This window comes from Methanothermus sociabilis, from assembly GCF_055392295.1.
Genome location: NZ_AP042467.1, coordinates 560,886 through 585,771, shown reverse-complemented (window position 1 = coordinate 585,771; position 24,886 = coordinate 560,886). Strand labels below are relative to the sequence as shown.

Below are 24,886 nucleotides of genomic sequence, written 5' to 3'. Positions count from 1 at the left end.
CCCGAATTTTTAAATATGAAGACATTATCGGAAGGACTTAAACCTTCAAATGAATTTTTTGATTATATCTTCCATAAAAAAGAAATGATATGGATGGGTCAGAATACAAATCATTTAAATCATGATGAGAGGATCATAAATGCAATAATAGATTCAATACTCAATCATGAATATTGTAAATATCCTCCTCCTGAAGGATTTAAAGAACTTAAAAGATTGGTTTTAGAAGATTTAAAATTAAACAATGGTGAATTTGATAATTTGATAACTGCTGGTGGCACGGAATCACTTTACATCACAATGCAGACTTTATTAGATTCTGAAGATGAAATAATAACATCTGATCCGGGTTATCTTATCATAGATAATTTTGCAAGAAGATTTGGAAGAGTAATTTCAGTGTCAATTTACAATGAAGACTGTAATTATAAATTAACACCTGATTTAGTGAATGAAAATATAACTAAAAATACAAAATTAATATCACTTATAGATCCTTTAAATCCATTAGGATCATGTTATACTAAATCTGAAATAAAAGCTTTTGCTGAAATAGCTGAAGAATACGATATATATCTTTTGCATGATATTACATATCGGGATTTTGCCGAAAAACATTATCTTGTAGCTAAATATGCTCCAGAACGTTCTTTTACAGTATATAGTTTTTCAAAAATTTGTGGCCTTGCTGGACTAAGGGTTGGATCCTTAATAGTTCCTGCAGAGTTTATGGAATCTGTTCGTTCATCAATAATTAATGATTTAGGTACAAATGTTTTAGCTCAAAGAGGAGCTATTGCAGCATTAAAACATAAAAATAAGTGGGTTGACAAGGTTAAAAGACGCACAAGAAAAAATCAAAAAATAATAAAAGATGCTGTGGATGAAATTGATGGAGCCTTTATACCAGTATACCCTTCTAATGCTAATATGTTAGTAGTAGATATCCACAAAACAGGTGTTAGGCCTTCAGATATAGCTAACTATTTACTTAAACATAATATTTTCATAAGAGAAGGAACATACACAAGCAGGTTACATGGCGAAAAATATGTTAGAGTAAGTTTTTCTATTCCAAAAGAACAAGTAATGAAATTTGCAGAAAAATTTGTTTCGGGAATGAAAAAATTAAGTTCTAGAAGCAGTAGGTGAAAATTTGACACGAGGTGTGAAATCAACTGCAGAAAAAATTTTAAAAGATTTAAAAGAAGGAAAAAAATTTGTTTATGTTAAAAAATTTTTAAATCAATATCATTTTATAGTGGTGTATAAGGATAAAGACAAATACAAAATTGAAACACGTCAGGTGAGTCTGTCTGAGCCTTACTTGAGAGAAGAAGATGTAAACGGAGTTCTCAAAATAATTAATGAATGTATAGGCAACGTAAAGAAAAATATTTCAAATTATTGGATAGTTGATAAAGAGAAAGATTTAATTTTTTGTATAGAAAAAATATAATTTTGAATGATGAGACTCCACACTGATTTCATGATGAAAAGGAGGTGAACTGAAAAACCTTTTTCTTATCTTAATTTAGTATTTGATGACTCATGTATCATAGTAGTAATATTCACCAACTTCTCTTTGTTTTCTATCTAAGTAACTGTCTGGTTTGTTAGCTCTTGGCCTTTTAGTTTCCTTATCTCGTCTAAATGTGATATTAACTTGTGATAAAAATTTGTTCATTGCATTTCTCAGGGACATTGGTTTAGTAGCATGACCTTCTACACCTGGTTTTCCATAAAAAACCATTGCTCTATCAGCAATATAATCAAGGAATAGAATATCATGATCAATTACAATTGCTGCAGCATGTTTATTTTCAACAATTTTTCTAATTGATTTTGCAACACTTAATCTCTCTTCAACATCTAAAAATGCTGTAGGTTCATCAAGTACATAAAGATCTGCATCCTCCGCTAAAACAGTTGCTATCATCAACCTTTGTAATTCTCCACCACTTAATGTACTAACCTCTCTATGAAGTAAATTTTCCAGTTTGAATGGCTTTAATATTTCTGTTCTAAATGCTGTTGTTCCATAATATGTTACATTTTTATGTAAAAATTCTTCTACAGTACCATCAAATTCTATAGAAATATATTGAGGTTTATATGCTATGTTTATATTTTCTTCAATTTTACCTTTATCAGGTTTTTCAACCCCAGCTAATATTTTAGCAAAAGTTGTTTTACCAATACTATTTGGACCAAAAGCAGTTACAACTTCATTTTCATATAATTCTCCTGAATCCACATATAGTTTAAATCCATTATAACATTTTACAAATGATGGATACTTGATTATTGTTCCTTTTTTTGTTGTTTCAATTGTTCTAGATACATGGAATTTCAACTCTTCCCTTCTAAACCTTACATTTTCATCTCTTAAAAATCCTTTAAGATATTCATTTATTCCAACTCTTACACTTTTTTTATTTGATACAACTCCATATGCATTCGGTTCACCATACAATACATGTATATAATCAGAAATTGTATCTAAAACTGATAAATCATGCTCAACAACCAATATAGATTTTTTAAATTTCTCAGCATATCTTCTTATAACCTTTGCCATGTTTAATCTTTGGTATATATCTAACCATGAACTTGGTTCATCAAAATAATAAAAATCAACATCCTTTAACAATGTAGCTGCAATTGCTACTCTTTGTAATTCTCCACCAGACAATTCCTTAATATCTTTTTTCAGAGATATTTCTAAATTAAGAAGATCTGAGATTTCATCCAGTTTATTTAATTCGTCTGTTTTTTCTAATAAATCCTTTACATTTCCTTTCACATATTTTGGTAGTAAATCTACAGCTTGTGGTTTATGTGCTACTCTTATTTCTTTATTTGCTAATTTTTTAAAATAATCTTGTAACTGAGACCCTCTAAAAAATTCAAATATTTCTTCCCAGCTTGGAGGATTTTGATAATTACCAAGATTTGGTTTAAGTTCACCACTTAATATACGAAGTATCGTAGATTTCCCAATTCCATTTGGACCTAATAATCCAACAACTTCTTTTTCGGTGACAATAGGTAATCCAAATAATTCAAACATGTTTTCTCCATATCTATATACAGGGTCACCCAAAGCTTCAGGTAAATTAATAATATTGATGGCGTCAAATGGACACTTCTTTACACATATTCCACAACCAGAACATAATTTTTCAGAAATAATAGGTTTTTTTGTTTTTTTATGGATTACAATAGTATCTTCACCCATTCTAACTCCAGGACAATATTCTAGACATAAATATCCACATTTTTTTGGTTGGCACCTGTCTTTATCTAGTATTGCAAGCCTGCTCAATTTATCACCAAAAAATTAAAAAGGAAAAAGAAATTATTTGAACATTTTTCGAGCTAATTCAATGTCTTCTGCCTTTATTGTTTTTCTTCCCGCATGTTTTGCTAATTTCACAGCTTCTGAAGCTATTTCTTCGCCCATTTCTTCTAAAACTTTTGCTAATGCAATTCTTGCATCGTCACTAACTCTTTCAGCACCAGCGTTTTTTATGATTCTTCCGATTGGGGCAATTGGTAACTCACCCACGTTATCACCTCCACTATCACATCAACTTGTCCTAATATTTAAATTTATCGGTTTCCTTTACTGCAGTAAACATTGCTAGCTGTTGTGATCTACTTAGCAAGAATATAGAATAGAAAAAGTAAAATAAAAAATAAACAGAAATTTTAAATTATAATATAATTTTTGTATAATATTTTTACCAGAATTTTATAAAAATTTCAGAAAAACTCCGTCAAAATTAAAAAATTTTATCATATTAAATTTCTTTTCCAAAAAATATACCATCTTTATCTCTAATTATTTTAATTTTTGCAAAACTTCCAATTCTTTTATTACTTCTTATAGAAACTAATCTGTTCTTGACAATACATAGTTTTTCATCCTTTAATCTTCCAGGTAAGACTATTTTAGCATTATAACTTTCTCCTTTTCTTATTGGCTTTGGAATTCTTTTTCTTTTTTCAGTTCCAAAATATTCTGGTTTAAGTATTAAATTTACATCATATTTTTTCTCAAGTTCCTTTAGTTTTGCATAAAATTCTTTAAAAGTCATTACAGTTGTTTTTGGTCTCCTACCATGTTTGTGAGGTATATATTTTTGTATTCCTAATGGTGGAAATCTTTTACCAGCGCCTAAATCTAAAGCAAATTCTATTATTTTTGTAATTTCTTCATCATTATAATTAGGAACCCATACTGGAGCTATTAATAAATCTATTTTAGAATTAGCTATATATTCCGCAAGTTCCAGGATCTTTTTCAGCGGATATTTAACACCATGAAGCTTATTTGCTATTTTTTGATCTAATGCACTAATAGATAAATTTATTCTATCTAACTTTCCTTCTAGTCTATCTATTATTTTTTTATTTAATGGAATACCATTACTTTGCATAGAAATAATGCTTACTTCCTTTAAATCATTTAAACCTTCTATTAATTCAACTAAGTAGGGATATAAGGATGGTTCTCCTTGCCCATCTATATGTGCTTCTAAATTTTTTCCTTTAAATTTAGATATTTTCTCAAATTCCTCAACTAAATAATCAACGTCTACAATATAATCCACAAATCTGCTCCTGCTAAACCTTCCTTCATCAACACTACAAAATATACAATTTAAATTACATCCAGTTATTGGCCTAACTTGTATTAAATTTGTTCCTCTGTCTATCAATCCAAATGCATTATATCCAAGTAGAGGTATTCCACTTTCCTTTGTTATATAGTAGAGAGGTCTATGTGTGATGCTATGAAAAATCTTTTTTTCTTTAGAAAAGGAAATTATGTATTCTTTTGGATATTTTTTTATAAGTTTAAGATAGCTTTTCTTTGGAATCCTAACTTCTATTATATTCCTTATAAGAAACACTTTTTCTTCTTTATTTTCAAATTCTTTGATGTTCATGCTTATTTACATAATTTTTCCACTGTATTCCATGTTTTCCTAACAAAATCAGGTAGTTCACTCCTTTTAAATTTTTTTAAGAATTTTATAGTTTTTGGATCATTAGGATAACCTGAACCCAGATCACAATTGTATCTTTTTTTCAATTTTTCTATTTCAGAATCTCTTTCAACTTTTGCAACTATTGAAGCCGCTGAAACTACTGGATATTTTTCATCTGCTTTATGTTCTACAATAACTTCAATGTTTTCTTTCTGTAGTTTTTTCTTTAATCTTTTAGGTTTAATGTCTATTGAATCCACTATTACTTTCTTTGGCTTTGCATTTTTAATAATTTTGCTCATAGCTATCCTTTCAATTTCATTTAAACTAATACCTGCAATTCTCAATTTATCAATTTCATATGCTTGTATTTTTACTATAAAGCACTTTGACACCTTTTTTATTTCTTTTGCTAAAATTTTTCTCCTTCTAGGACTTAATAATTTAGAATCCCTTACATTTAATTTTTTTAGTTTATTTTCATCGTCAACCAAAACACCACAAACTATTAATGGGCCTAAAACTGGACCTCTACCTGCTTCATCTATCCCAAGTATGCTCATTTCATAGCCTTCAATCTTATTTCTGGCTCTAATGCCCTAGGTTCTGCAGCTACTATGGCTGCCCCTTTAGCTACAACTTTCAATGGATCATTAGAGATTTTTACAGGAATTCCTACTTCCTCGTATATTCTTTCCTTTAACCCCCTTATCTGTGAGACTCCTCCAACTACAACAGATCTTTTATAAACACCGGAAATTAATTCTGGAGACAATCTTTCTAAGATGTCAGATAATGCATTTATAAGTTTTTTCATTAATGGCTCAGCAGCTTCTGCTACCATCTTAGAATCCACAGTTATTTCTTTTGGTTTATTTGTTTTTGAACATTTTCCAATTATTTTAATTTTTTTATTTTCTAATTCTTTGTTGCATTTAACCATTCCCACTTTGATCTTACATTTTTCTGCTTCATGTAATCCTATTTCTACATCATATTTTTCTTTTACAAGCCTAACTAAATTTTCATCGATATTGTCTCCACCATATCTGAAAGTTTCAATATCTGTAATTCCTCCAAGTGATATAACAGCGACGTCACTGGATCCTGCACCCAAATCAATAATCATTGTACCAGATGCATCTGCAATAGGTAAACCTTCACCGATTGCAGCTGCCAATGCTTCACTTATAGTTATAACATTTTTTATTCCGATTTCCTTGCTAATCTCTTCTACAGCTTTTCTTTCTACTTCTGAGACATCTCCAGGAACACCAACTACTATTCTTTCAACAGAAGAAACATCGTTCTTTGAACCTTTTTTCACCGCATGAATGAGTAAGGCCTTAGCTTGTGAAATGCTCTCTATTACTCCTCTTCTCAATGGTCTTACAGCTATTATATCTTCAGGAGTTCTTCCAAGCATTAATTTGGCTTCTTCTCCAACAGCTAATACATGTGATGGATCTTCTTTTTTTACAGCTACTACAGATGGTATTTCATATATTTCAAATTTATCTCCTGCTGGAACTGCTACAACCGTATTTAAGGTACCTAGGTCAATTCCTAAAGATTTTACGTTTGAGACTTTTTTTCTTGTCACTTTTTCTTTATTCTCTTTTTTTTCGCTCTCTTTTTTAAAAAACATTTTATTTCTCTCCCATTATTTCTCTGAATTTCAAGACGAACACATCTTTGCTTTTTATTTTATCTATTTTTTCAAAATCTTTTTTATCTATTGATAGTAAAATTGTAGATACTAGGACATCAGTAACTTTAAAAAGTGGATCCAATATATCTTTAACAAAGTTTGGCAAATATTTTAGTAATCTGACGTCAGTGTCTATAAAACTACTTGTTTCTTCTCTTAAGATTATTGAAAATTTTATATTTTTATCTTCTAATTTACCAATATATTTTTTTACATGAGGTAGTAAGCCCACAATAAGTACCAAATTGGAATTGTTTTTAACATGATATGGCGCAATTTTTAATGCTAAACCTCCTATTTCTTTACATATTAAACTTAATTCACGTATTTGTGATTCTTCACCATATAGCACCATTAAATTAAATTTTCGAGTTATGAATAATTCATTTAATTTCATCTTTCTTTTTAATAATATTTTGACATTCTCTTTTAATGACATTACTTCATAAACTATTGTGTCTATTACTTCTTTGTTTCCTACTATGACACACCATACATTTTCTGCACTTTCTGTTGTAGATACCTGTGCAGCTTTTCTAAGTAGTTTTATTTTATCCTCTATCATTATATCCTCCACATTAAGCTAGTAAAATAAATTTGACTGACAAATTAATAATCTAAACTAGTTTAATAAAATTATTTTTATAAGAGTAAAAATAAGATAGCTATGGACATCCCCATAACAACAAGGATGGGGAAAAATATTCTAATAAATTTGCGCCTTCTTTCGGCTTTAATACGCCGTTCTCGAATTTCATTTACAATTTCGGTGAACCTTCTACTCTCTTCCTCGAAATCGAAAAGGTCATCTTCTTCCATAGTTTTCACCTAAAACTTATGTCTTTTTATATAAAGTGCTTTGATATAAATGTTACAGATTTATTTGTAGCAAGGTGGTAATATGAAGATCGTTATCATCATCGGTGGATCAGTACTTATGGAAGATTCTAATCCCAAAAAATTCAGAGAATATGCAAAAATACTGAGAGATTTAAGTAAAGATCACAAAATATGGATAGTTATTGGTGGTGGAAAACCTGCAAGAGAATATATAGCCTTAGCAAGATCTTTAGGAGCTAATGAAGCACAGTGTGATGATATTGGAATTGATGTAACTAGACTTAATGCAAAATTATTAAAAATAGCCTTGGGAGACAGTGCATATCCAGAAATAGCTAAAAATTTTCAAGAGGCTTTGAAATTTTCTGAAAGCAAGAAAATAGTTATAATGGGAGGAACAGAACCTGCACATAGTACAGACGCTGTTGGAGCGATATTGGCAGAGTTTGTGGATGCAGATATCTTAATTAACTTAACATCTGTAGATGGTTTTTATGATAAAGACCCAAAAAAATATAAGGATGCGAAATTTTATAGTAAAGTAACTATAAGTAAAATGTTAGAGGTTTTAGATAACAAATCTATGGCAGGTACTTATGAATTTTTTGATAGAACCGCGTTAGATGTTGTTAGTAGGTCAAAAATAAAATTAAAAATTGCAAATGGAAAAGACCCACAAAATCTTTTAAGGGTCCTTAAAGGTGAAGTAGGTACAACAGTCATTCCAAAGTGAGGTGTTTAAATTGGTAGAGCCACATAAACATTGTCCTGTTTGTGGTAAACCTATACCACTTGACAAGAGAACTTGTTCTCCTGAATGTGAAAGAATATTAATCGAAAATCACGAAAGAATTAAAAAAACAAGGATGGTAATGTATTTAGCACTTCTAGCTTTCATTGCAGTCTGGATATATATGATGCTTAGTAAACATTGAATCGCTTAAATCTACAATGTCCTTAATAGAATAATTCCATGTATTAAAAATATTAGTCCAATTATTGTTCCAAGGTAGAATGGATTTAATAATAAAGTTCCGGTTATTATATAGAGAACTCCTATTAGCAGAGATAGAACACCAATATTCCTGAGATTTAATGTAAACATGAATATTCCGGCAATAATCACTAAGATGCCTGCAATGTACAATCCTGCTGTCAGGAATATGCTAATAGGAATAATTTGGAATATTAATAAGACACTGACTATCACTAAAATAACTCCCAAAATTAGATGATATATTCTCAATGGTAATAAGCCTTTTGCTGTTAAAATCAGTCGTATACCAATTAATAGAAGTATTAGTCCCGTACATATACTTAAAAGTTTAACACCGCCAATTGGAGACATTAAAAATAAAATCCCCAATATTATGTATAGTATTCCTCTCCACAACATTTCTTCACCTCAACATTTTTTATACAATGGTTTATTTCGACAATGTTTTTTAAATTTTTTATGTTTTGTTTCGAAAAAAGTTATAAAGGCAAAATCAAAAATTCAATATTATAAAAAACTAGGAGGAAAATTGTGGACAGCAAATCATCTAGGGACAGATATGAACTTAAAAGAACTATAGAGAAATTATCCAAGAAAAAAGGTAGAGGTACAGAATTAATATCTGTATATATACCACCTGACAGACAAATTAGCGATGTTATGAAACATATGCGTGAAGAATTGAGCCAAAGTGCTAATATAAAAAGTAAACAAACAAGAAAAAACGTGCAGTCAGGAATAGAGGTGATAATGCAAAGACTGAAACTTTTTGATAAACCTCCAAAAAATGGACTTGTTATATTTACAGGGATGATTCCTAAAGGTGGACCTGGTACAGAAAAAATGGAAACTTATGTTCTTGAGCCACCAGAGCCAATAACATCATATGTATATCATTGCAATTCTAAATTTTATTTAGAACCTTTAAAGGAAATGTTAGAAGAAAAGGACGTATATGGGTTGGCTGTTATAGATCGTAGAGAAGCTACTATTGGATTACTTAAAGGTAAAAGAATTGAAGTACTTAAGGTATTAACTAGTGGTGTCCCTGGGAAACATAAAGCAGGAGGACAGTCACAAAGACGATTTGACAGGATAATAGAGTGGGCAGCACATGAATTTTTAAAAAGGATCGGTGAACACATGAATGAATTATTTTTACCTATGAAAGATGAATTGAAAGGTATATTAATAGGTGGTCCTGGCCCAACAAAAGAAGATTTTGCAAAGGGAGATTATCTGCATTATGAACTCAAAGAAAAGATAATTGGTACTTTTGATATATCATATACAGGAGAATTTGGATTGAAAGAACTTGTAAATAAAGCTACAGATACTCTCTCTGAAATTAGTATTGTTCAGGAGAAAAAAGCTGTGCAAAAATTTTTAAATGAGTTAGTAAAAGATGAAGGACTTGCGGCATATGGTAAGAATGAAATATTAAAATGTTTAGAAATGGGTGCTGTAGAAACTCTTCTAATTTCTGAAGAATTTGGGTCAAAAAATGAAAAATTTGTTAAAAAATTAATGGATCTTGCAGAAAATACTGGAGCTGAGATAATATTTGTATCTACAGATACCGATGAAGGTAAACAACTAATGCAGGCTTTTGGAGGTATAGCTGCTATTTTAAGGTATAGAGTTGATTAATTTTTTCAAAATCATGTAAATGTTATTTTCAAATTTTAAAATAACATATGCAGAGAAAATTCCTACAATTCCTCCACCAACCACGTCTATAGGATAATGAACTCCTATATAAATTCTTGAAAATGCTATCAAGATTGCATAAAACAGTGTTAAACACATTGAAATGTTTCTCCCTTTTAATTTAATATAATATTTATTTCCAAGTATCATTGCTACTGCAAATGCAGCTGCAGAGTGGCCTGATGGAAAAGAATAACCTTTTTCTACAACCAAAAGATCTACGTTTGGAATCACAAGGAATGGTCTAGGTTCGTTGACAGTATATTTTAAAATTGTGACGATGCTTTCCGCAATAATTATGCTTAAAACAGAAAGTAAAGCTATTTTTTTATCTTTCTTATTGCTAAGGAAAAACATTACTATAAAAAATAAACATAAAACACTAGGGGCTCCAAAATTGGTAATTGTAGGCATTATGACGTCAAAATATGGATTATCTAATTTATGATTAATTATATTGAATAGATAATTATTGTAGTAATGTATTAAGTCTAAAAAATCCATAATATCAGATAAAAAACTGGGGATATATAAATGTTGTCACTAGGTATTGAAGGTACAGCTGAAAAAACAGGAGTAGGAATTGTAGATAACAATGGAAACATATTAGCATCTGTTGGTGAGGCTTTGATTCCACAAGCTGGGGGAATTCATCCAAGAGAAGCTGCTGAACATCATGCTAAAACTATTCCTAAATTAATAAAAAAAGCATTAAATGAAGCAAAAATAGATATACATGATATTGATCTTGTATCATTTTCAAAAGGACCTGGATTAGGTCCTGCTTTAAGATCTGTAGCTACAGCTGCTAGAACATTAGCTTTAGGTCTTAAAGTACCAATTGTTGGTGTTAATCACTGTATAGCACATATAGAAATTGGACGTTTAACAACAAGTGCTGAAGACCCTGTTTCACTTTATGTAAGTGGTGGTAACACACAAATAATATCCTTTGAAGAAGGAAGATATCGTGTTTTAGGAGAAACATTAGATATAGCTGTTGGGAATCTTTTAGATCAATTTTGTAGGGAAGTTGGATTAGGACACCCTGGTGGACCAATTGTAGAGAAACTGGCTAAAAAATCATCCAAATATATTCAACTTCCATATACAGTGAAAGGAATGGATTTATCTTTTTCTGGATTATTAACAGCTACCATAAGAAAATATGAAAAAGGAGCATCACTAGAGGATTTATGTTACAGTCTTCAAGAAACTGCTTTTTCAATGTTAACAGAAGTAACTGAGAGGGCATTAGAACATACAAAAAAAGATGAAGTTTTACTTTGTGGAGGAGTAGCTGTCAATAAAAGATTACAGGAAATGTTGTCTATTATGTGTGATGAACATGGAGCAGAATTTTATGTACCTCCTGCTAAATATTGTGGCGATAATGGAGCAATGATAGCATGGTTAGGACAGCTGATGTATAAATATCATGGTGGAGATGACATTGAGAATACAACTGTAATTCAACGATATAGAACTGATGAAGTTGATGTTCCATGGATGAAATCTTTAGGTAGTAGACTTAAACCTCCTGGAAATATAACTGCAAAAGGAGCAGAAGCAAATATTTATAAATCTAAATGGAATGATTATGATACAATTGTTAAAGAGAGAATTCCAAAAAAATATAGGATAAAAGAAATAGATGAAATACTTAGAAAAAGTAGAGTGAAAAGAGAAGCAAAATTAATACATGAAGCAAAGAAACAAGGCGTGTTGACACCTCTACTTCTAGATATAAATTTAAAAAAGAAAACTATTGTGATGGAATACATAAAAGGAAAAGCACTTAAGGACGTATTTCACAGTATAAATTACAAAGAATGTATAAAAATCTGTAAAAAATTAGGGAAATGCATTGGGAAACTCCACAATGGAGGAATTATTCACGGAGATCTCACAACCTCAAATATTATTTTAAGGGATGGAAAATTAGTTTTTATAGATTTTGGCCTTGGACAATTTTCAAATGAAATTGAAGATAAAGGAGTAGATCTTTTAGTTCTAAAAAAATCATTAGAAAATACTAATTTTAATATATCAGATAAGTGCTTTAAAAACATTATGAAAGCATATATTGAAGTGACTGGAGAAAAAGAAATTATGGAAAAAATAAAAGAAATAGAAGCAAGACGACGTTATACATAATTCTTAAAAAGTTATGAGGGAAAGACATGAAAAAGGTAATATTTATAACTAGTAATTTACACAAAGTATCTGAGGCAAGGAAAATATTTGAGGAAAATAATATAGAGATGGAGCATAGAAATGTTAAATATTATGAGATCCAAGGATCATTAGAAGAAGTGGCTTCTCATGCAGCAAAAAAATTAGCGGAAAAACTCAATCACCCTGTAATTGTTGAGGATGCAGGATTATTTATTAAGGCCTTAAATGGATTTCCAGGGCCTTATTCTTCCTATGTACAAAAAACAATAGGAAATAAAGGTATACTTAAATTAATGGAAAACATAGAGGATAGACAAGCTGAATTTAAATCTGTTGTAGGTTATTGTGAACCAGGTTCAAAACCTAAAATTTTTGTAGGAGTAGTTAAAGGTAATATATCTACAGAGGAGATTGGTGATAAGGGTTTTGCATTTGATCCCATTTTCTATCCTGAAGGATACAAAAAAACATTTGGAGAATTGGATCCTGAAGAAAAAAACAGAATATCACATAGAGGCAAATCCTTTAGAAAATTTGTATCATGGTTCAAAAAACAACAGAAGGTGATCAAATGAGAGGAAGAAAACCTGACTGGGTAGATTATTCAAAAGAAGAAATAGAAGAATTAGTGGTGAAATTATACAAAGAAGGCCATCCACCAAGCAAAATAGGTATAATATTAAGAGATCAATATGGAATTCCAAAAGTAAAGGATGTCATTGGACTTAAAATTACACAAATACTTGAAAAACATGGCTTAAAGCCAGAATATCCTGAGGATTTAATGAATTTAATTCGTAGAGCAGTTAGATTACGTGAACACCTAAAAGAACATCCAAAAGATCTACATAGTAAGAGAGGATTGCAATTAATAGAGTCAAAGATCAGGCGTCTAGTAAAATATTACAAGAGGAAAGGTGTTCTTCCAGAAGGATGGAAGTATGACCCAGAAAAAGCTGCAGTCCTTGTTAAATAAGGCAGATGAAGGATTTAAAATTCTTAAAGAACATTTGGACAATGAAAATATTGTGCGTATAATATCACATAATGATTCTGATGGTTTATCATCTGCAGGATTGGTAGCTCGTGCCATATCTGAAAATGATGGACAATTTCATGTATCTATAATTTCTAGACTTCATGAAGAATTTATAAAAAAATTAGCAAGAGAAAAATATAAAGTATTCTTTTTCTGTGACATGGGAAGTTCTGAGATAGAAATATTATCAAAAAATTTAAAAGGAGATGTAATTGTTGCTGATCACCATCAGATAACTGGAGAAATAAACGATATTGAAGGAAATGGTAACATTGTTCATGTGAACCCACATCTTTTTAATATTGATGGTACACAAGAGTTGAGCGCTTCAGGTACTGCATATCTAATTATGAAAAATTTTGAAATAGAACATTTAGCTAGCATGGCTTTAGTAGGTGCTATAGGTGACATGCAATGTGAAAATGGATTTTTGGGTGTAAATAAAATAATATTAGATGAAGGTTTGAAAAAAGGCGAGATTAAAGTGAAGGAAGATATTAGGATATTACATAAAGATGAATATTTGTATAGAGCACTTGCATTTACTTTTTATCCACCACTTACCGGAATAACTGGAGATTTTGATTCTGCAAAAAAATTTTTAGAAAAAATAGGGATAAATCCCAAAGCAAGGTATAACGAATTGGACAAAGAAGAAAAAGAAAAACTTAAAGAATCCTTATGTAAAATAAATCCAGATATCTATGGAAAAATTTATTTAGATCCTGGATTTGGTCAACTTAAAGACCTTAGATATTTTTCAGAAATTTTGGACGCATGTGGTAAAAGCAAGGAGTATGGCTTGGCACTCAGCATATGTCTCAAAAATAAAAATGAAGACATTGAAAAAGCCACAAAGATCCTCAAAAAATATAATGAAAAAATAATAAAGGGATTAAAGTGGTTAAAAAGAGAAAATAGTAAAAAAATGAAGAATATACAATACGTTTACACAGAAGATAAATCTATAAAGCCAATTATAGGAACATTGGTAAGTATTGCAATGTCAGTAGGAATTCTTGATGATTCAATGCCGACTTTAGGTTTATACAAAATTAACAACCATGTAAAGGTTTCTGCAAGAACAAACATGTCTGTCGTTGAAAAGGGTGTAAATTTAGGTAAGGCATTGAAACGGGCTTCTGATAGTGTTGGTGGAAATGGAGGTGGCCATAACGTTGCTGCAGGTGCAATGATACCATACAAAGAAATGAATAATTTTTTAAATATTGTAGATGAAATTGTTGGTGAGCAAAAAAAGTGATTTGGCGTGTATAACATGTATCTTACACGTGAAGAAGAAAAGATGTATGAAGGAGAATTTGGAGAGGCTGTTAGGATAAGTATGGAAATACTAGTTACATTAGGTGATATATATGATGCTGATAGATTGATAAATATTTCTTCAGCGCAAGTTTCGGGAGCATCTTATAAGACTATCGGAGATGCTGGACTTGAATATTTAGAAGATATGGTAAAAAATTCTGCAACTACAAGTGTTTACACAACGCTTAATCCAATTGGCATGGATTTAAAAAGATGGGAAGAATTGAATATACCTTCTAATTTTGCTAAAAAACAAATTAAAATAGTTAAAGCCTATCAAAAGATGGGCGTGACTTTATCATGTACATGTACTCCCTATTTTTGTGGAAATATTCCAACTTTTAAATCACATATTGCATGGTCAGAATCCTCTGCAGTTATATATGCAAATTCAGTGTTAGGTGCTAGAACAAATAGAGAAGGAGGTCCAAGTGCACTAGCAGCTGCTATATGTGGAAAAACACCAAGATATGGATATCATTTAGAGGAAAATAGAAATCCAAATGTATTAGTGGAAGTAAAAGAAAAATTAAATGGAATTGATTATGCTGTTTTAGGATATTTAATAGGTAAAGAAATAAATGATAAAATACCTTATTTTAAAATGTTAAATAGACCAGATGTAGATGATTTAAAAAATTTAGGAGCTGCACTGGCATCTGCTGGAGCTGTTGCTCTTTACCATATCGAAGGAGTAACACCTGAGTATTCTCTTATAGATAAAAATGAATTTGAAGATAAAATTACTGTAACCAAAAAAGATTTAAAGGCTGCAAAGGAAGAATTATCTACAACAAATGAAAAACCTGAAATTGTATGTATAGGTTGTCCTCATTCATCAATTCAGGATATTAAAAAAGTTGCTGAAATAGTAGCAAATAAAAAATTAAATTGTGATTTGTGGGTTTGTACGTCATTGTCCACAAAAATTATGGCAGATAGAATGGGCTACACAAAAATTATCGAAAAATCTGGAGGAAAAATTTTATGTGATACTTGTATGGTAGTAACTCCTATTGAAGACCTTGGATATAAGACTATTGGCGTTGATTCTGCAAAAGCTGCTATTTACTTGCCAAGTAACAATTTAGATGTAATATTTAATGATTTAAACAACTTAATTTGAGATAAAATGATATTATTAGATGCTGACTATAAGACGGAAAATAAGAAACCCGTGGTACGTTTATTTTGTAAAGATAATAATAGGAGACCTGTGATTGCATTAGATAGGTCATTTAAGCCATATATCTATGTTATACCAAAAGACATTGAAAAGTGTAAAGAAAAATTGGAAAAATTTGATGTAGAAGAAATTAAAGTTATAGAGAAAAGAGATTTAGGTAAAAAAATAAAAGTTTTGAAGGTTGTTTTTTCACATCCACAAGAAGTTCCTAAAGTCAGAGATAAGATACGAAAATTAAATGAAGTAAAGGAAATTAGAGAATATGATATTCCATTTTATAGACGATATCTTATTGATAACAATTTATTCCCAATGTCAAAAATCATTGCTGAAGGTAAAGAATATAAAAGGGGCGATGTCACTTTTATAGAACTTGAGAAACCTCCTAAAGTATTGAAAGATGTTTATCATGATTATAAAATTTTAGCTTTTGATATTGAAGTTCGGAATCCAAAAGGCATGCCGCGTCCAGAAAAAGATGAAATTATAATGATCAGTATTGTGGGTAATTCTGGTGTAAAGAAAGTAATATCAAGTGAAGGAAGTACACTAAATTTTGTTGAAGAAGTTTCCAATGAAAAAGAAATTTTAGAAAGGTTTAAAGAAATAGTAAAGTCTGAAAATCCAGATATAATTATTGGTTATAACTCAGATAATTTTGATTTCCCTTACATAAGAGATAGAGCAAGGAAGTTGGGAATTAAATTAGATCTTGGAGTTGATGGATCAGAAATAAAGTTTGTGAGGAGAGGATTTTCAACTGCAGCAATGATTAAAGGAATATTACATGTTGATCTTTATTGGGTAATACGGCAATATATAAGATTGGATACCTATACACTTGAACGTGTTTATTATGAATTGTTTGGTGAAGAGAAGAAGTTAGGAATACCTGGCGATGAACTATGGAAGTATTGGGATAGTGATGAAAAAAGAGACGAATTATTTAAATATTCTCTTGATGATGCAGAATCTACATACAAAATAGCTAAAAAAATTTTACCTCTAATATTAGAATTAACAAGGATAGTTGGTCAGCCTCTTTCTGATATAGCAAGAATGACAACGGGACAACAAGTAGAATGGTTTTTAATCAGGAAAGCATTTGAACGCAATGAATTGGTACCAAACAAACCATCAAAAGCTGAACTTGAAGAAAGAAAACGAAGACGGCCTGTAGGTGGATATGTAAAAGAACCTGAAAAAGGATTACATGAGGATCTTGTACAATTTGATTTTAAAAGTTTATATCCAAGTATAATAATTTCTAAAAATGTTTCACCTGATACATTGACAAACGAAGATAAGAAAGATGTTTATGTTGCACCAGAATCAGGACATAAATTTTTAAAAAAGCCTAAAGGTTTTATACCTTCAATTATTGGAGAAATATTGGATGAAAGAGCAGAAATAAAAGAGAAGATGAAAAAAACAAAAGATCCTCTAGAAAAAAAGATTTTAAATGTACAGCAAGAAGCATTGAAAAGATTAGCCAACACAATGTATGGTGTTTATGGATATCCTAATTTTAGATGGTATTGTATTGAATGTGCAGAAGCAATAACAGCATGGGGTAGAAAATATATTAAAGAAACTATAAAAGAAGCTGAAAAATTTGGATTTCATACTGTATATGCAGACACTGATGGCTTCTATGCTACATATAAACCTAAATCAAGACCAACAAATAAACTTGTATAAATTTTTGAGGATATTGTTTCATTATCTTTTCTCGTTCTTTTTCTAAATTCTCTGAAACCAGCATATAATAGTTGGCGTTCTTTACATGTTCTCTTGCAGTTACATTCTTACCATTACTGATCATTTCTATTGCTAACTTTAACTCATTTACAGCATTTATTCTGTTTTCTATGTCCTTAAGAACTAAATTAAGATATCTATTAAAAACTTCATCATTTTTTCCTTCAGATAAGGCCAATAATGTTAAGTTTTGTACAGTTTTATATTCAGATATTGCGTTTTCACAATTTTTAGAGGCAGAATAGGTATCATTAGAATTTATAGCTATAACAGCATTATTATAGTATTTATTTCCCTGTTTAAGATGGTTATTAATTTCCTCTGATATTTTTGTTAGATCATGATCATTGCTATAAACATGGAAAATAATAAAGATTAATAAAATAAAAAACAGCGACAGCAAAATTTTTCTCATTTTAAGGCCTCAAAATTTCATCTTTCCTTCTAAGTCATGCCACAAACCATGTATATTACAATAGCACCTAACCATGTATTTTTTAGATTTAGGCCTTGGAAATATTGCTTCAGGTTTATCACCAGGGTTTAATGATATTCTATAACTTTTTTTAGGTGTTATTAGTTCTATCCACAAAATGTAATGATTACTTTCCATTGGATGTGGAACCTTGCCAACTCTTACCTTAATTTTGTTATCAAAATTCTCTATAACAGGAACATGTTTTTCAGGACCTACATCAGTCTTTCTTGCAAGCAATAACTCCATTTCTTGTCCGCAACAAACTAACTTTCCTTCACCTGGATTCAAAACCTCTACAATATTTCCACAAACATTACATCTATACACTTGATTTAACTTCGTCATATTCATCAACTACAAATCTTCTAATCTTTTCATAGCTTCTTTAGTATTTTCTCTTGTATTAAACGCGGTTATCCTAAAGTATCCTTCACCACTGGGTCCAAATCCAATACCCGGCGTTCCAACTATTTGTGCGTTTTCAAGTAAATAATCGAAAAAGTCCCAAGAGTTCATACCATTAGGAGTTTTTATCCAGATATAAGGTGCATTTACACCTCCATAAGCCTTTAAACCAATTTTTTTCAAGGCTTTTCTCATAATTTCCGCATTATTTAAGTAATATTCTATAGACTCTTTAATCTCTCTTTGTCCTCTTTTTGTATACACAGCACTCGCAGCAACTTGAACAGGGTATGATACTCCATTAAACTTTGCTGCCTGTCTACGTCTCCATAATTTGTTTAAGGAATGTTTTCTACCTTTATTGTCTTTTGCTTTGGCTTGGAGAGGAACAACACAATATGCACATCTAACTCCTGTAAATCCAGCAGTTTTTGAAAAGCTTCTGAATTCTATAGCAACCTCTTTAGCATCTTCAATCTCATATATACTATGTGGAATGTTTTTTTCCTGAATAAATGCTTCATATGCTCCATCATACAAAATTATACTCTCATTTTCATGTGCATAATCTACCCATTTTTTTAATTCTTTTTTTGTAAGCACTGTACCTGTTGGATTGTTAGGATAACATAAATATATAAGATCTACTTTTTCATCTGGTAGAGGAGGTATAAAATTGTTTTCTTCTTTACATGGTAAATATACAATATTTTCATATTTTCCATCAGTTGGTTTGCCTGCACGTCCTGCCATTACATTTGTTTCAACATAAACAGGGTATACTGGGTCCAATACAGCTACACGATTATTTACATCAAATAATTCTTGTATGTTGGCTATGTCACACTTTGCACCATCACTTATGAAAACTTCGTCTACTGACAATTCTATATTTCTTTTCTCATAATCATATTTTATTATTTTTTCAATAAGGAACTTATACCCTTGTTCAGGTCCATATCCTCTAAATGTTTCAGGTCTTCCCATTTCATCTACAGCACGATGAAATGCCTCAATAACAGCTTTAGGTAGTGGTCTTGTAACATCCCCAATACCTAAATCTATGATATTTGCATCAGGATTTTCTTTTTTGAATTTTTGTATCCTTGCTTCAATTTCTGAAAATATGTAATTTTCTGGAAGTAATAAATAATTTTCATTGATTTTTGCCAATTTTATTCCCCCTATCTATGGGAATAATATAATGTTATTTCATTTTTATCTATTTTATCTATTCTTGCAAATCCAAATCTTTCTAGCTGTACAATATCATTTGTTTTCTCTTTCAAAATATTCTTCTCTACTACTCCTTTAACAACAGATGCATCAGGCATTATAACTTTGGCTTTAATAACTTCATCACAAGGTAACCATTGGATCATTTTTGCTTTTATTTTATGAGCATCTTCTAAGCTTTTGCTATGATATATTACATCATTTTCCTCAAATTTAACATTTATAGCATCTATAAGTCTGAAGTTAATTCCATCGCCAGAAATATCTTCTGTTGGTAAATATACACATTTATTTATTGTTAGCTTTCTATACCCTCTTTCATGAAAATCAGGATGTAGAGGTCGTTTAACAACCTTGCCTTCAAAATTTTTTGGAAGTCCTTTAATTTTAACTTTTTTTGGATTAGGAACAAAGAAGTACCTATTGGCCTCTTTCTCTACAATGTTTCTATTAAATCCATATATTTTTTCCCAAGACACTGTGACATCAGCCATTTTAATTCCAATTTCAAGTATCAATTTTTTCAATGCTTCAGGTTTTATCCCTCTTCTTTTCAGAGCTCTTAAAGTACCAAGCCGTGGATCATCCCATCCTGAATATTCACCTTTTTCTATTTTTTTCCTAATGTTACTTGTACTAAGCTGTGAATCCTCAATCATGACCCTACCATAATGAATAAAAACAGGTGGTTCCCATTCCATGTGTTTATAAAGATATTTCTGTTTTTCTGTATTTGCTAAATGATCCTTTCCTCTTAGTACATGAGTCATTCCCATTAAGTGATCATCTACAGCTACAGCAAAATTCATTGTTGGAAATACTCTATATTTATCTCCTACTCTTGGATGTTCAGCATCCACAATTCTCATAGCTACCCATTCTCTGACTGCTGGATTTTTATGCTTTAAATCAGTTTTTATTCTTAAAACAGCCTTACCTTCATCCATTTCAAACATTTGTTCCCATTTTTCTAAGTTTTCTTCAACTGAATTATTACGACAAGGACAAGGAATTGATTTGTCACGAAGATTTCTGAATTTTTCAGGTTCACAGGTACATATATATCCGCCATTCCTCTTTATAACCTCTTTTGCTATATCATAGTAAATAGGTATCCTATCACTCTGTACAACAATCTCGTCGTATTTTACACCTAACCACTCAAGATCCTCAGGTATCATCTCATAAGCATCAGGATACACTTTTTTGGGGTCTGTATCTTCTATTCTAATTATCAATTTTCCATTGTATCTTTTTGTATATTCATAATTAAGAATTGCAGCCCTTGCATGTCCTATATGTAGAGGACCACTTGGACTTGGTGCAAAACGCATTACTACATTTTTGTGAGGTTCTGGTAACTCTTCTAACTCTTCCTTTTTTTCTTTTCTTTTACTTTTTATTTTTCCAATTCTTTCAAGCTCTTTAATCTGCTCATCTTTTTCCATTTTGTTTACTTTTTTCACAGCGTCCTTTGTAGCCTGTATCACTTCCTGAACATTTTTTCTGAATTTTGGTTCAAGTGAAAAAATCATGCCAATGACAGCGCTTTCTTTTGCTTTGCCTCCGTGTTTTACAGCGTTGTTCAAAGCACATTTATAAGCAAGTTTTTTAAGATCTGTGACCATAATCATCCCTAATATTCTCTTTTAACAACAAAATCAGCAATGGAAAGCAACGTATCTTTAGCTTTTGAATCTTCAAGTACTTCAATGCTGGCCTTTGCCTTTTTAGCATATTTTAAAGCCTTTTCATGTGTATATTCTATGGAATTATATTTTTTAAAAATTTCTATTGCATCTTTTACTTTTTTTTCATCACCACTTTGCAAAATTGAAATTAATTTTTCTCTATCTTCTTTATTAGCCTCATTTAATGCTTTTATAGCTATTAATGTCATTTTTCCTTCAACTATATCACTGCCCACAGGTTTTCCCAATTGTTTTTCATCCCCAGCGATATCTAAATAATCATCATGAATTTGAAATGCTAATCCAAGGAATTTTCCATAATTATAAAGAGCATTTATTTCTTCTTTTGATCCATTGCCAATTATAGCACCAATTTTAGTAGATGCTGCTATCAAAGAAGCAGTTTTGTAATATATCATTTCAAGATATTCTTTTTCTTTAACTTCAAAATTTTTTTCAAATAACATATCATATGCCTGCCCTTTACAAAGATTGACACAAGCTTTTGTCATGACATCTAATACCTTAACCAATCTTTTTTCATCTATATTACTTTTTAACATGACTTCAAATGCTTTTGAAAATAAAACATCTCCTGCAAGGATTGCTAGAGGTTCTCCCCATATGACATGTACTGTAGCCCTACCTCTTCTAACCTCATCTTTATCCATTATATCATCATGTATAAGAGAGAATGTATGTATTAATTCTATAGCAGTTGCTGCATTTAATGCATCTTCAATCTTTCCACCAACTGATTCTGTACTTAACAACACTAATGATGGTCTTATTCTTTTCCCACCAGCTTCAATTAGATGTGCTGATGATTTATATAATTCAGTAGGTTCAATGTCTGATATATTTTTCCTAATTTCCTCTTCAATTAATTTAGAATATTTTTCTAAATAATGCATTTATTGTCCTCCTTCAAAAACTTGTGCCTGACCATTTCGAAGAAGATGTATATCTTCACCAAGATTATAACCTTCCTCTTCTGCAAGTTCTGCATATGCTGATAACATCTGGAGGTCACCATGAGCTGGTATTATATGCATTGGATTTAGCATTCTAATTAGGTCTCTATGGTCTTCTCTTCCAGCATGTCCTGAAACATGCACATCTGTAAATATCCTTGCTCCTCTTGCTTGAAGACGTTTTTCCATAAGATATCTGTTTGCAGTATTTACAGGATGTGGAATCACTGGAGCAGAAATTATAATGTTGTCTGTTTTCTGTATTTTGTATGGTGTTTTCGAATTTGCTATTCTAGGAAGCAATGCATCTGGTTCCCCCTGGTGTCCGGTGGTTATAAGTACATAGTCTTCTTTATTAGCGGTTGCCCTGGCAAGTGCTTGTGACACTGCTTTTGGATTTCCATATATACTTGCATTTTCAGGTAATTTTAAAAGTTCCATATTTTCAGCTATACTACAATAACGTTCCATAGATCTTCCAAGGATTAACATGTGTCTATTGCTGTTCTCCTCCACAATATCAGCTATTGCTTGAATACGTTCTATATGTGAAGAAAATGTCGTTATTATTATTCCAACTTTTTCATCTAAAAGATTTTTCATTATGTCTTCAAGTACAAATCTTGCAATTCTTTCTGAATGTGTTTTAACTTCACAAACTTCCCCAACTCTAGTTGACTCAACTATTAATGCAAAAACATTTTCTTTGCCAAGTTTTCTCAATCTTGAGTATTGCGGTGGCGGTGATATTATCTGATGATTATCAAATTTAAAGTCAAGTGCATAAACTATTGCTCCAACTGGTGTGTGTAACACTGCAATAACTGAATGGGGAATACTATGTGTCACATGTATGAATTCCAGTATTATATTAGAGGATATCTGACACTTTTCCCCGCCTTTTAGAACTTGTAAACGTTTAAGTACATTAAATTTTTTCTCACTTTTTAACATCCTTTCTATTAATCCTAATGTGTAGGGAGTTGATATTATAGGTGCATTATATTTTTCTGCAAGCTTTGTTACAGCTCCAATATGATCTAAGTGGCCATGAGTAAAAACTATTGCACGTACATTCCCATCCACGTTTCTCATAATTGTGTCATCAGGTATTACACCCCTATTTATCAGTTCTAGACTGTGCATACGTGCTAGATTAGTATCTTCATGAATATGTACTCTATCTAGATGAATGCCCATGTCAAAAATTACTATGTCCTTCCCAACTTTGACTGCAGTCATATTTTTACCTACTTCTTCGTAGCCTCCTATCGAAATTATTTCAACGTCCATGAAGTGACCTCCTTGCATATTTTTTTGTGTCGAATCCTCTTTCATGTAGCCATTCCCTTACTTTGCCTCTTATAACCAATGGACATTTTTTTAGCTCTTCTATGTTTTTTGCACCAACTAAATACATTGCAATTTTTAATTCTTCATTGAAATTTTCAATAAATGAAATCACTTCTTTATATCCGAAAAAAGCCTTCTTCATTATTGGTAAGGCCATGCCTACTATGTCTGCACCAAGGGCAATAGCTTTTGCTGCATCTAAACCTGTTCTTATACCACCTGATGCAATTACAGGTATGTCTACAGCTTCCCGAACTTCTACAGTACTTATTGCTGTTGGAATACCCCAATCCCAATAAAGTTTCCCTAAATGGCTATTTTTAGATCTATATGCTTCTACAGCTGACCAACTAGTTCCACCAGCACCTGCAACATCTATAGCTGCAACTCCCTTATTTTTTAGCAATTTAGCATCTTCATAACATATTCCGGCACCAGTTTCTTTTACTATTACAGGAACATCTAGCTCTTTCACAATTTTTCCTATTTTTTCCAATGTTTTCTTGCTGTGAGTAATGCCCTCTGGCTGTATTGCTTCCTGCAATGGATTTAAATGAATTGCTAAGGCATCTGCATCAACCATTTCAACAGCTTTTTTTGCATATTTAACATGACTAACCCCAATATTCCCTATAATAAACGCATCTTCAGCTACTTCTCTTACAATTGTATATGTATATTCCAGCTCTGGATTTTCTATGGCAACTCTTTGACTTCCTAAACCCAATGCTACCCCAGTAGCTTTAGCAGCTTTAGCTAATTCCTTGTTTATCTTATAAGATATTTCATGACCGCCTGTTATACCTGTTATCATAAAAGGGGATTCTAACTTTTTACCAAGAAAATTTACACTAATATCTATCTCATCTTTATTTATCTCTGGCAATGCTCTATGTATCAGTTCGATGTCTTGAAAACCAGATTTCTTTTTGTGTTCTACATCACGACATAGGCAAAGTATTAAATGCTCTAGTTTTCTATTTGAGGTCAATTTTACACCC

27 protein-coding genes are annotated in these 24,886 nt (G+C 31.1%); 11 read left to right on the top strand and 16 right to left on the bottom strand.

Going from position 1 to position 24,886, the window contains the following annotated elements:
* Positions 1-15 precede the first annotated feature (15 nt).
* Positions 16-1,152, top strand: coding sequence for a pyridoxal phosphate-dependent aminotransferase (locus ACZ5LY_RS03255; RefSeq protein ID WP_464577928.1), 1,137 nt, complete (start codon positions 16-18; stop codon positions 1,150-1,152).
* Positions 1,153-1,156: 4 nt separating this feature from the next.
* A complete protein-coding gene (locus ACZ5LY_RS03250; RefSeq protein ID WP_013413997.1) occupies positions 1,157-1,459 on the top strand; it encodes a hypothetical protein in 303 nt (100 codons plus the stop codon).
* 90 nt (positions 1,460-1,549) lie between these two features.
* Here ACZ5LY_RS03250 and ACZ5LY_RS03245 read toward each other — a convergent pair whose 3' ends face one another.
* From ACZ5LY_RS03245 to ACZ5LY_RS03215, 7 genes are all read right to left on the bottom strand, one after another.
* Positions 1,550-3,328 carry a ribosome biogenesis/translation initiation ATPase RLI gene (locus tag ACZ5LY_RS03245; RefSeq protein ID WP_464577927.1) on the bottom strand — a complete coding sequence of 593 codons (1,779 nt, stop codon included), beginning with the start codon at positions 3,326-3,328 and terminating at the stop codon, positions 1,550-1,552.
* Positions 3,329-3,361: 33 nt separating this feature from the next.
* Positions 3,362-3,571 carry a histone HmfA gene (gene hmfA / locus ACZ5LY_RS03240; protein WP_013413995.1) on the bottom strand — a complete coding sequence of 70 codons (210 nt, stop codon included), beginning with the start codon at positions 3,569-3,571 and terminating at the stop codon, positions 3,362-3,364.
* Between the two features lie 235 nt (positions 3,572-3,806).
* Positions 3,807-4,958, bottom strand: coding sequence for a radical SAM protein (locus ACZ5LY_RS03235; RefSeq protein WP_464577926.1), 1,152 nt, complete (start codon positions 4,956-4,958; stop codon positions 3,807-3,809).
* Positions 4,959-4,960: 2 nt separating this feature from the next.
* The gene (gene rnhB / locus ACZ5LY_RS03230; RefSeq protein ID WP_464577924.1) at positions 4,961-5,563 is read right to left on the bottom strand and encodes a ribonuclease HII; all 603 of its coding nucleotides are present in this window, start codon (positions 5,561-5,563) and stop codon (positions 4,961-4,963) included.
* Entirely contained in the window at positions 5,560-6,648 is a 1,089-nt protein-coding gene (locus tag ACZ5LY_RS03225) for a rod shape-determining protein (protein ID WP_013413992.1), read from the bottom strand. Before ACZ5LY_RS03225 ends, rnhB begins: the two co-directional genes overlap by 4 nt.
* Before the next feature lies 1 nt (position 6,649).
* Positions 6,650-7,276 carry a hypothetical protein gene (locus ACZ5LY_RS03220; protein WP_464577922.1) on the bottom strand — a complete coding sequence of 209 codons (627 nt, stop codon included), beginning with the start codon at positions 7,274-7,276 and terminating at the stop codon, positions 6,650-6,652.
* A gap of 77 nt (positions 7,277-7,353) precedes the next feature.
* A complete protein-coding gene (locus ACZ5LY_RS03215; RefSeq protein ID WP_187286180.1) occupies positions 7,354-7,530 on the bottom strand; it encodes a hypothetical protein in 177 nt (58 codons plus the stop codon).
* An 82-nt stretch (positions 7,531-7,612) separates the two neighbouring features.
* Here ACZ5LY_RS03215 and pyrH point away from each other — a divergent pair, with 82 nt between their 5' ends.
* The gene (gene pyrH, locus ACZ5LY_RS03210; RefSeq protein ID WP_013413990.1) at positions 7,613-8,284 is read left to right on the top strand and encodes a UMP kinase; all 672 of its coding nucleotides are present in this window, start codon (positions 7,613-7,615) and stop codon (positions 8,282-8,284) included.
* Position 8,285: 1 nt separating this feature from the next.
* On the top strand, positions 8,286-8,486 hold the full coding sequence (locus ACZ5LY_RS03205; RefSeq protein ID WP_245526727.1) for a DUF2116 family Zn-ribbon domain-containing protein: 201 nt from the start codon (positions 8,286-8,288) through the stop codon (positions 8,484-8,486).
* Between the two features lie 11 nt (positions 8,487-8,497).
* Here the strand turns inward: ACZ5LY_RS03205 and ACZ5LY_RS03200 are convergent, their stop codons facing one another.
* Positions 8,498-8,947 carry a DUF308 domain-containing protein gene (locus ACZ5LY_RS03200; protein WP_013413988.1) on the bottom strand — a complete coding sequence of 150 codons (450 nt, stop codon included), beginning with the start codon at positions 8,945-8,947 and terminating at the stop codon, positions 8,498-8,500.
* A 132-nt stretch (positions 8,948-9,079) separates the two neighbouring features.
* Between ACZ5LY_RS03200 and prf1 the strand changes: the two genes are divergently transcribed.
* Positions 9,080-10,198, top strand: coding sequence for a peptide chain release factor aRF-1 (gene prf1, locus ACZ5LY_RS03195; protein WP_464577920.1), 1,119 nt, complete (start codon positions 9,080-9,082; stop codon positions 10,196-10,198).
* Here the strand turns inward: prf1 and ACZ5LY_RS03190 are convergent.
* Positions 10,178-10,762, bottom strand: coding sequence for a phosphatase PAP2 family protein (locus ACZ5LY_RS03190; protein ID WP_013413986.1), 585 nt, complete (start codon positions 10,760-10,762; stop codon positions 10,178-10,180). The two genes, prf1 and ACZ5LY_RS03190, sit on opposite strands and share 21 nt — an antisense overlap.
* Positions 10,763-10,792: 30 nt before the next feature.
* On the opposite strand from ACZ5LY_RS03190, the gene ACZ5LY_RS03185 reads away from it, so the two are divergent.
* The 6 genes from ACZ5LY_RS03185 to ACZ5LY_RS03160 are packed head-to-tail and all read left to right on the top strand — an operon-like array spanning position 10,793 to position 17,688.
* On the top strand, positions 10,793-12,415 hold the full coding sequence (locus ACZ5LY_RS03185; protein WP_013413985.1) for a bifunctional N(6)-L-threonylcarbamoyladenine synthase/serine/threonine protein kinase: 1,623 nt from the start codon (positions 10,793-10,795) through the stop codon (positions 12,413-12,415).
* A 26-nt stretch (positions 12,416-12,441) separates the two neighbouring features.
* The gene (locus tag ACZ5LY_RS03180) at positions 12,442-13,011 is read left to right on the top strand and encodes an XTP/dITP diphosphatase (RefSeq protein WP_013413984.1); all 570 of its coding nucleotides are present in this window, start codon (positions 12,442-12,444) and stop codon (positions 13,009-13,011) included.
* Entirely contained in the window at positions 13,008-13,412 is a 405-nt protein-coding gene (locus ACZ5LY_RS03175) for a 30S ribosomal protein S15 (RefSeq protein ID WP_013413983.1), read from the top strand. The genes ACZ5LY_RS03180 and ACZ5LY_RS03175 overlap by 4 nt, the downstream gene beginning before the upstream one ends.
* Positions 13,378-14,739 (top strand): single-stranded-DNA-specific exonuclease RecJ, encoded by a 1,362-nt coding sequence (locus ACZ5LY_RS03170; protein ID WP_013413982.1) that lies wholly within the window; start codon positions 13,378-13,380, stop codon positions 14,737-14,739. The genes ACZ5LY_RS03175 and ACZ5LY_RS03170 overlap by 35 nt, the downstream gene beginning before the upstream one ends.
* Before the next feature lie 15 nt (positions 14,740-14,754).
* The gene (locus tag ACZ5LY_RS03165; protein ID WP_013413981.1) at positions 14,755-15,927 is read left to right on the top strand and encodes an aconitase X catalytic domain-containing protein; all 1,173 of its coding nucleotides are present in this window, start codon (positions 14,755-14,757) and stop codon (positions 15,925-15,927) included.
* A gap of 6 nt (positions 15,928-15,933) precedes the next feature.
* Positions 15,934-17,688: a DNA polymerase domain-containing protein gene (locus ACZ5LY_RS03160; protein WP_464577917.1), complete on the top strand. Its 1,755-nt coding sequence runs from the start codon at positions 15,934-15,936 to the stop codon at positions 17,686-17,688.
* Here ACZ5LY_RS03160 and ACZ5LY_RS03155 read toward each other — a convergent pair.
* From ACZ5LY_RS03155 to fni, 7 genes are read right to left on the bottom strand one after another with little or no spacing between them, the layout of a single operon-like run.
* The gene (locus ACZ5LY_RS03155; protein ID WP_464577914.1) at positions 17,657-18,163 is read right to left on the bottom strand and encodes a hypothetical protein; all 507 of its coding nucleotides are present in this window, start codon (positions 18,161-18,163) and stop codon (positions 17,657-17,659) included. The two genes, ACZ5LY_RS03160 and ACZ5LY_RS03155, sit on opposite strands and share 32 nt — an antisense overlap.
* 9 nt (positions 18,164-18,172) lie before the next feature.
* The gene (locus ACZ5LY_RS03150; RefSeq protein WP_464577913.1) at positions 18,173-18,571 is read right to left on the bottom strand and encodes a desulfoferrodoxin; all 399 of its coding nucleotides are present in this window, start codon (positions 18,569-18,571) and stop codon (positions 18,173-18,175) included.
* Positions 18,572-18,580: 9 nt separating this feature from the next.
* Positions 18,581-19,804, bottom strand: coding sequence for an LL-diaminopimelate aminotransferase (locus ACZ5LY_RS03145; protein WP_464577911.1), 1,224 nt, complete (start codon positions 19,802-19,804; stop codon positions 18,581-18,583).
* An 11-nt stretch (positions 19,805-19,815) separates the two neighbouring features.
* Entirely contained in the window at positions 19,816-21,495 is a 1,680-nt protein-coding gene (locus ACZ5LY_RS03140) for a glutamate--tRNA ligase (RefSeq protein ID WP_464577910.1), read from the bottom strand.
* Positions 21,496-21,503: 8 nt separating this feature from the next.
* Positions 21,504-22,472, bottom strand: a complete 969-nt coding sequence (gene idsA / locus ACZ5LY_RS03135) for a short chain isoprenyl diphosphate synthase IdsA (RefSeq protein ID WP_013413975.1) — start codon at positions 22,470-22,472, stop codon at positions 21,504-21,506.
* Positions 22,473-23,825: an RNase J family beta-CASP ribonuclease gene (locus tag ACZ5LY_RS03130; RefSeq protein WP_013413974.1), complete on the bottom strand. Its 1,353-nt coding sequence runs from the start codon at positions 23,823-23,825 to the stop codon at positions 22,473-22,475. It lies immediately after the preceding gene.
* The gene (gene fni, locus ACZ5LY_RS03125) at positions 23,815-24,876 is read right to left on the bottom strand and encodes a type 2 isopentenyl-diphosphate Delta-isomerase (protein ID WP_048060698.1); all 1,062 of its coding nucleotides are present in this window, start codon (positions 24,874-24,876) and stop codon (positions 23,815-23,817) included. Before fni ends, ACZ5LY_RS03130 begins: the two co-directional genes overlap by 11 nt.
* Positions 24,877-24,886: the final 10 nt, after the last annotated feature.

Excerpts from the sequence above, each read along its gene's own strand:
- ACZ5LY_RS03185 (WP_013413985.1), top strand. The coding sequence starts at position 10,793 with ATGTTGTCACTAGGTATTGAAGGTACAGCTGAAAAAACAGGAGTAGGA.
- ACZ5LY_RS03160 (WP_464577917.1), top strand. The coding sequence starts at position 15,934 with ATGATATTATTAGATGCTGACTATAAGACGGAAAATAAGAAACCCGTG.
- ACZ5LY_RS03155 (WP_464577914.1), bottom strand. The coding sequence starts at position 18,163 with ATGAGAAAAATTTTGCTGTCGCTGTTTTTTATTTTATTAATCTTTATT.
- ACZ5LY_RS03200 (WP_013413988.1), bottom strand. The coding sequence starts at position 8,947 with ATGTTGTGGAGAGGAATACTATACATAATATTGGGGATTTTATTTTTA.
- ACZ5LY_RS03175 (WP_013413983.1), top strand. The coding sequence starts at position 13,008 with ATGAGAGGAAGAAAACCTGACTGGGTAGATTATTCAAAAGAAGAAATA.
- ACZ5LY_RS03220 (WP_464577922.1), bottom strand. The coding sequence starts at position 7,276 with ATGATAGAGGATAAAATAAAACTACTTAGAAAAGCTGCACAGGTATCT.
- pyrH (WP_013413990.1), top strand. The coding sequence starts at position 7,613 with ATGAAGATCGTTATCATCATCGGTGGATCAGTACTTATGGAAGATTCT.
- idsA (WP_013413975.1), bottom strand. The coding sequence starts at position 22,472 with ATGCATTATTTAGAAAAATATTCTAAATTAATTGAAGAGGAAATTAGG.
- ACZ5LY_RS03190 (WP_013413986.1), bottom strand. The coding sequence starts at position 10,762 with ATGGATTTTTTAGACTTAATACATTACTACAATAATTATCTATTCAAT.
- ACZ5LY_RS03165 (WP_013413981.1), top strand. The coding sequence starts at position 14,755 with ATGTATCTTACACGTGAAGAAGAAAAGATGTATGAAGGAGAATTTGGA.
- ACZ5LY_RS03215 (WP_187286180.1), bottom strand. The coding sequence starts at position 7,530 with ATGGAAGAAGATGACCTTTTCGATTTCGAGGAAGAGAGTAGAAGGTTC.
- ACZ5LY_RS03180 (WP_013413984.1), top strand. The coding sequence starts at position 12,442 with ATGAAAAAGGTAATATTTATAACTAGTAATTTACACAAAGTATCTGAG.
- ACZ5LY_RS03150 (WP_464577913.1), bottom strand. The coding sequence starts at position 18,571 with ATGACGAAGTTAAATCAAGTGTATAGATGTAATGTTTGTGGAAATATT.
- ACZ5LY_RS03235 (WP_464577926.1), bottom strand. The coding sequence starts at position 4,958 with ATGAACATCAAAGAATTTGAAAATAAAGAAGAAAAAGTGTTTCTTATA.
- rnhB (WP_464577924.1), bottom strand. The coding sequence starts at position 5,563 with ATGAGCATACTTGGGATAGATGAAGCAGGTAGAGGTCCAGTTTTAGGC.
- ACZ5LY_RS03225 (WP_013413992.1), bottom strand. The coding sequence starts at position 6,648 with ATGTTTTTTAAAAAAGAGAGCGAAAAAAAAGAGAATAAAGAAAAAGTG.
- ACZ5LY_RS03170 (WP_013413982.1), top strand. The coding sequence starts at position 13,378 with ATGACCCAGAAAAAGCTGCAGTCCTTGTTAAATAAGGCAGATGAAGGA.
- ACZ5LY_RS03130 (WP_013413974.1), bottom strand. The coding sequence starts at position 23,825 with ATGGACGTTGAAATAATTTCGATAGGAGGCTACGAAGAAGTAGGTAAA.
- ACZ5LY_RS03255 (WP_464577928.1), top strand. The coding sequence starts at position 16 with ATGAAGACATTATCGGAAGGACTTAAACCTTCAAATGAATTTTTTGAT.
- ACZ5LY_RS03140 (WP_464577910.1), bottom strand. The coding sequence starts at position 21,495 with ATGGTCACAGATCTTAAAAAACTTGCTTATAAATGTGCTTTGAACAAC.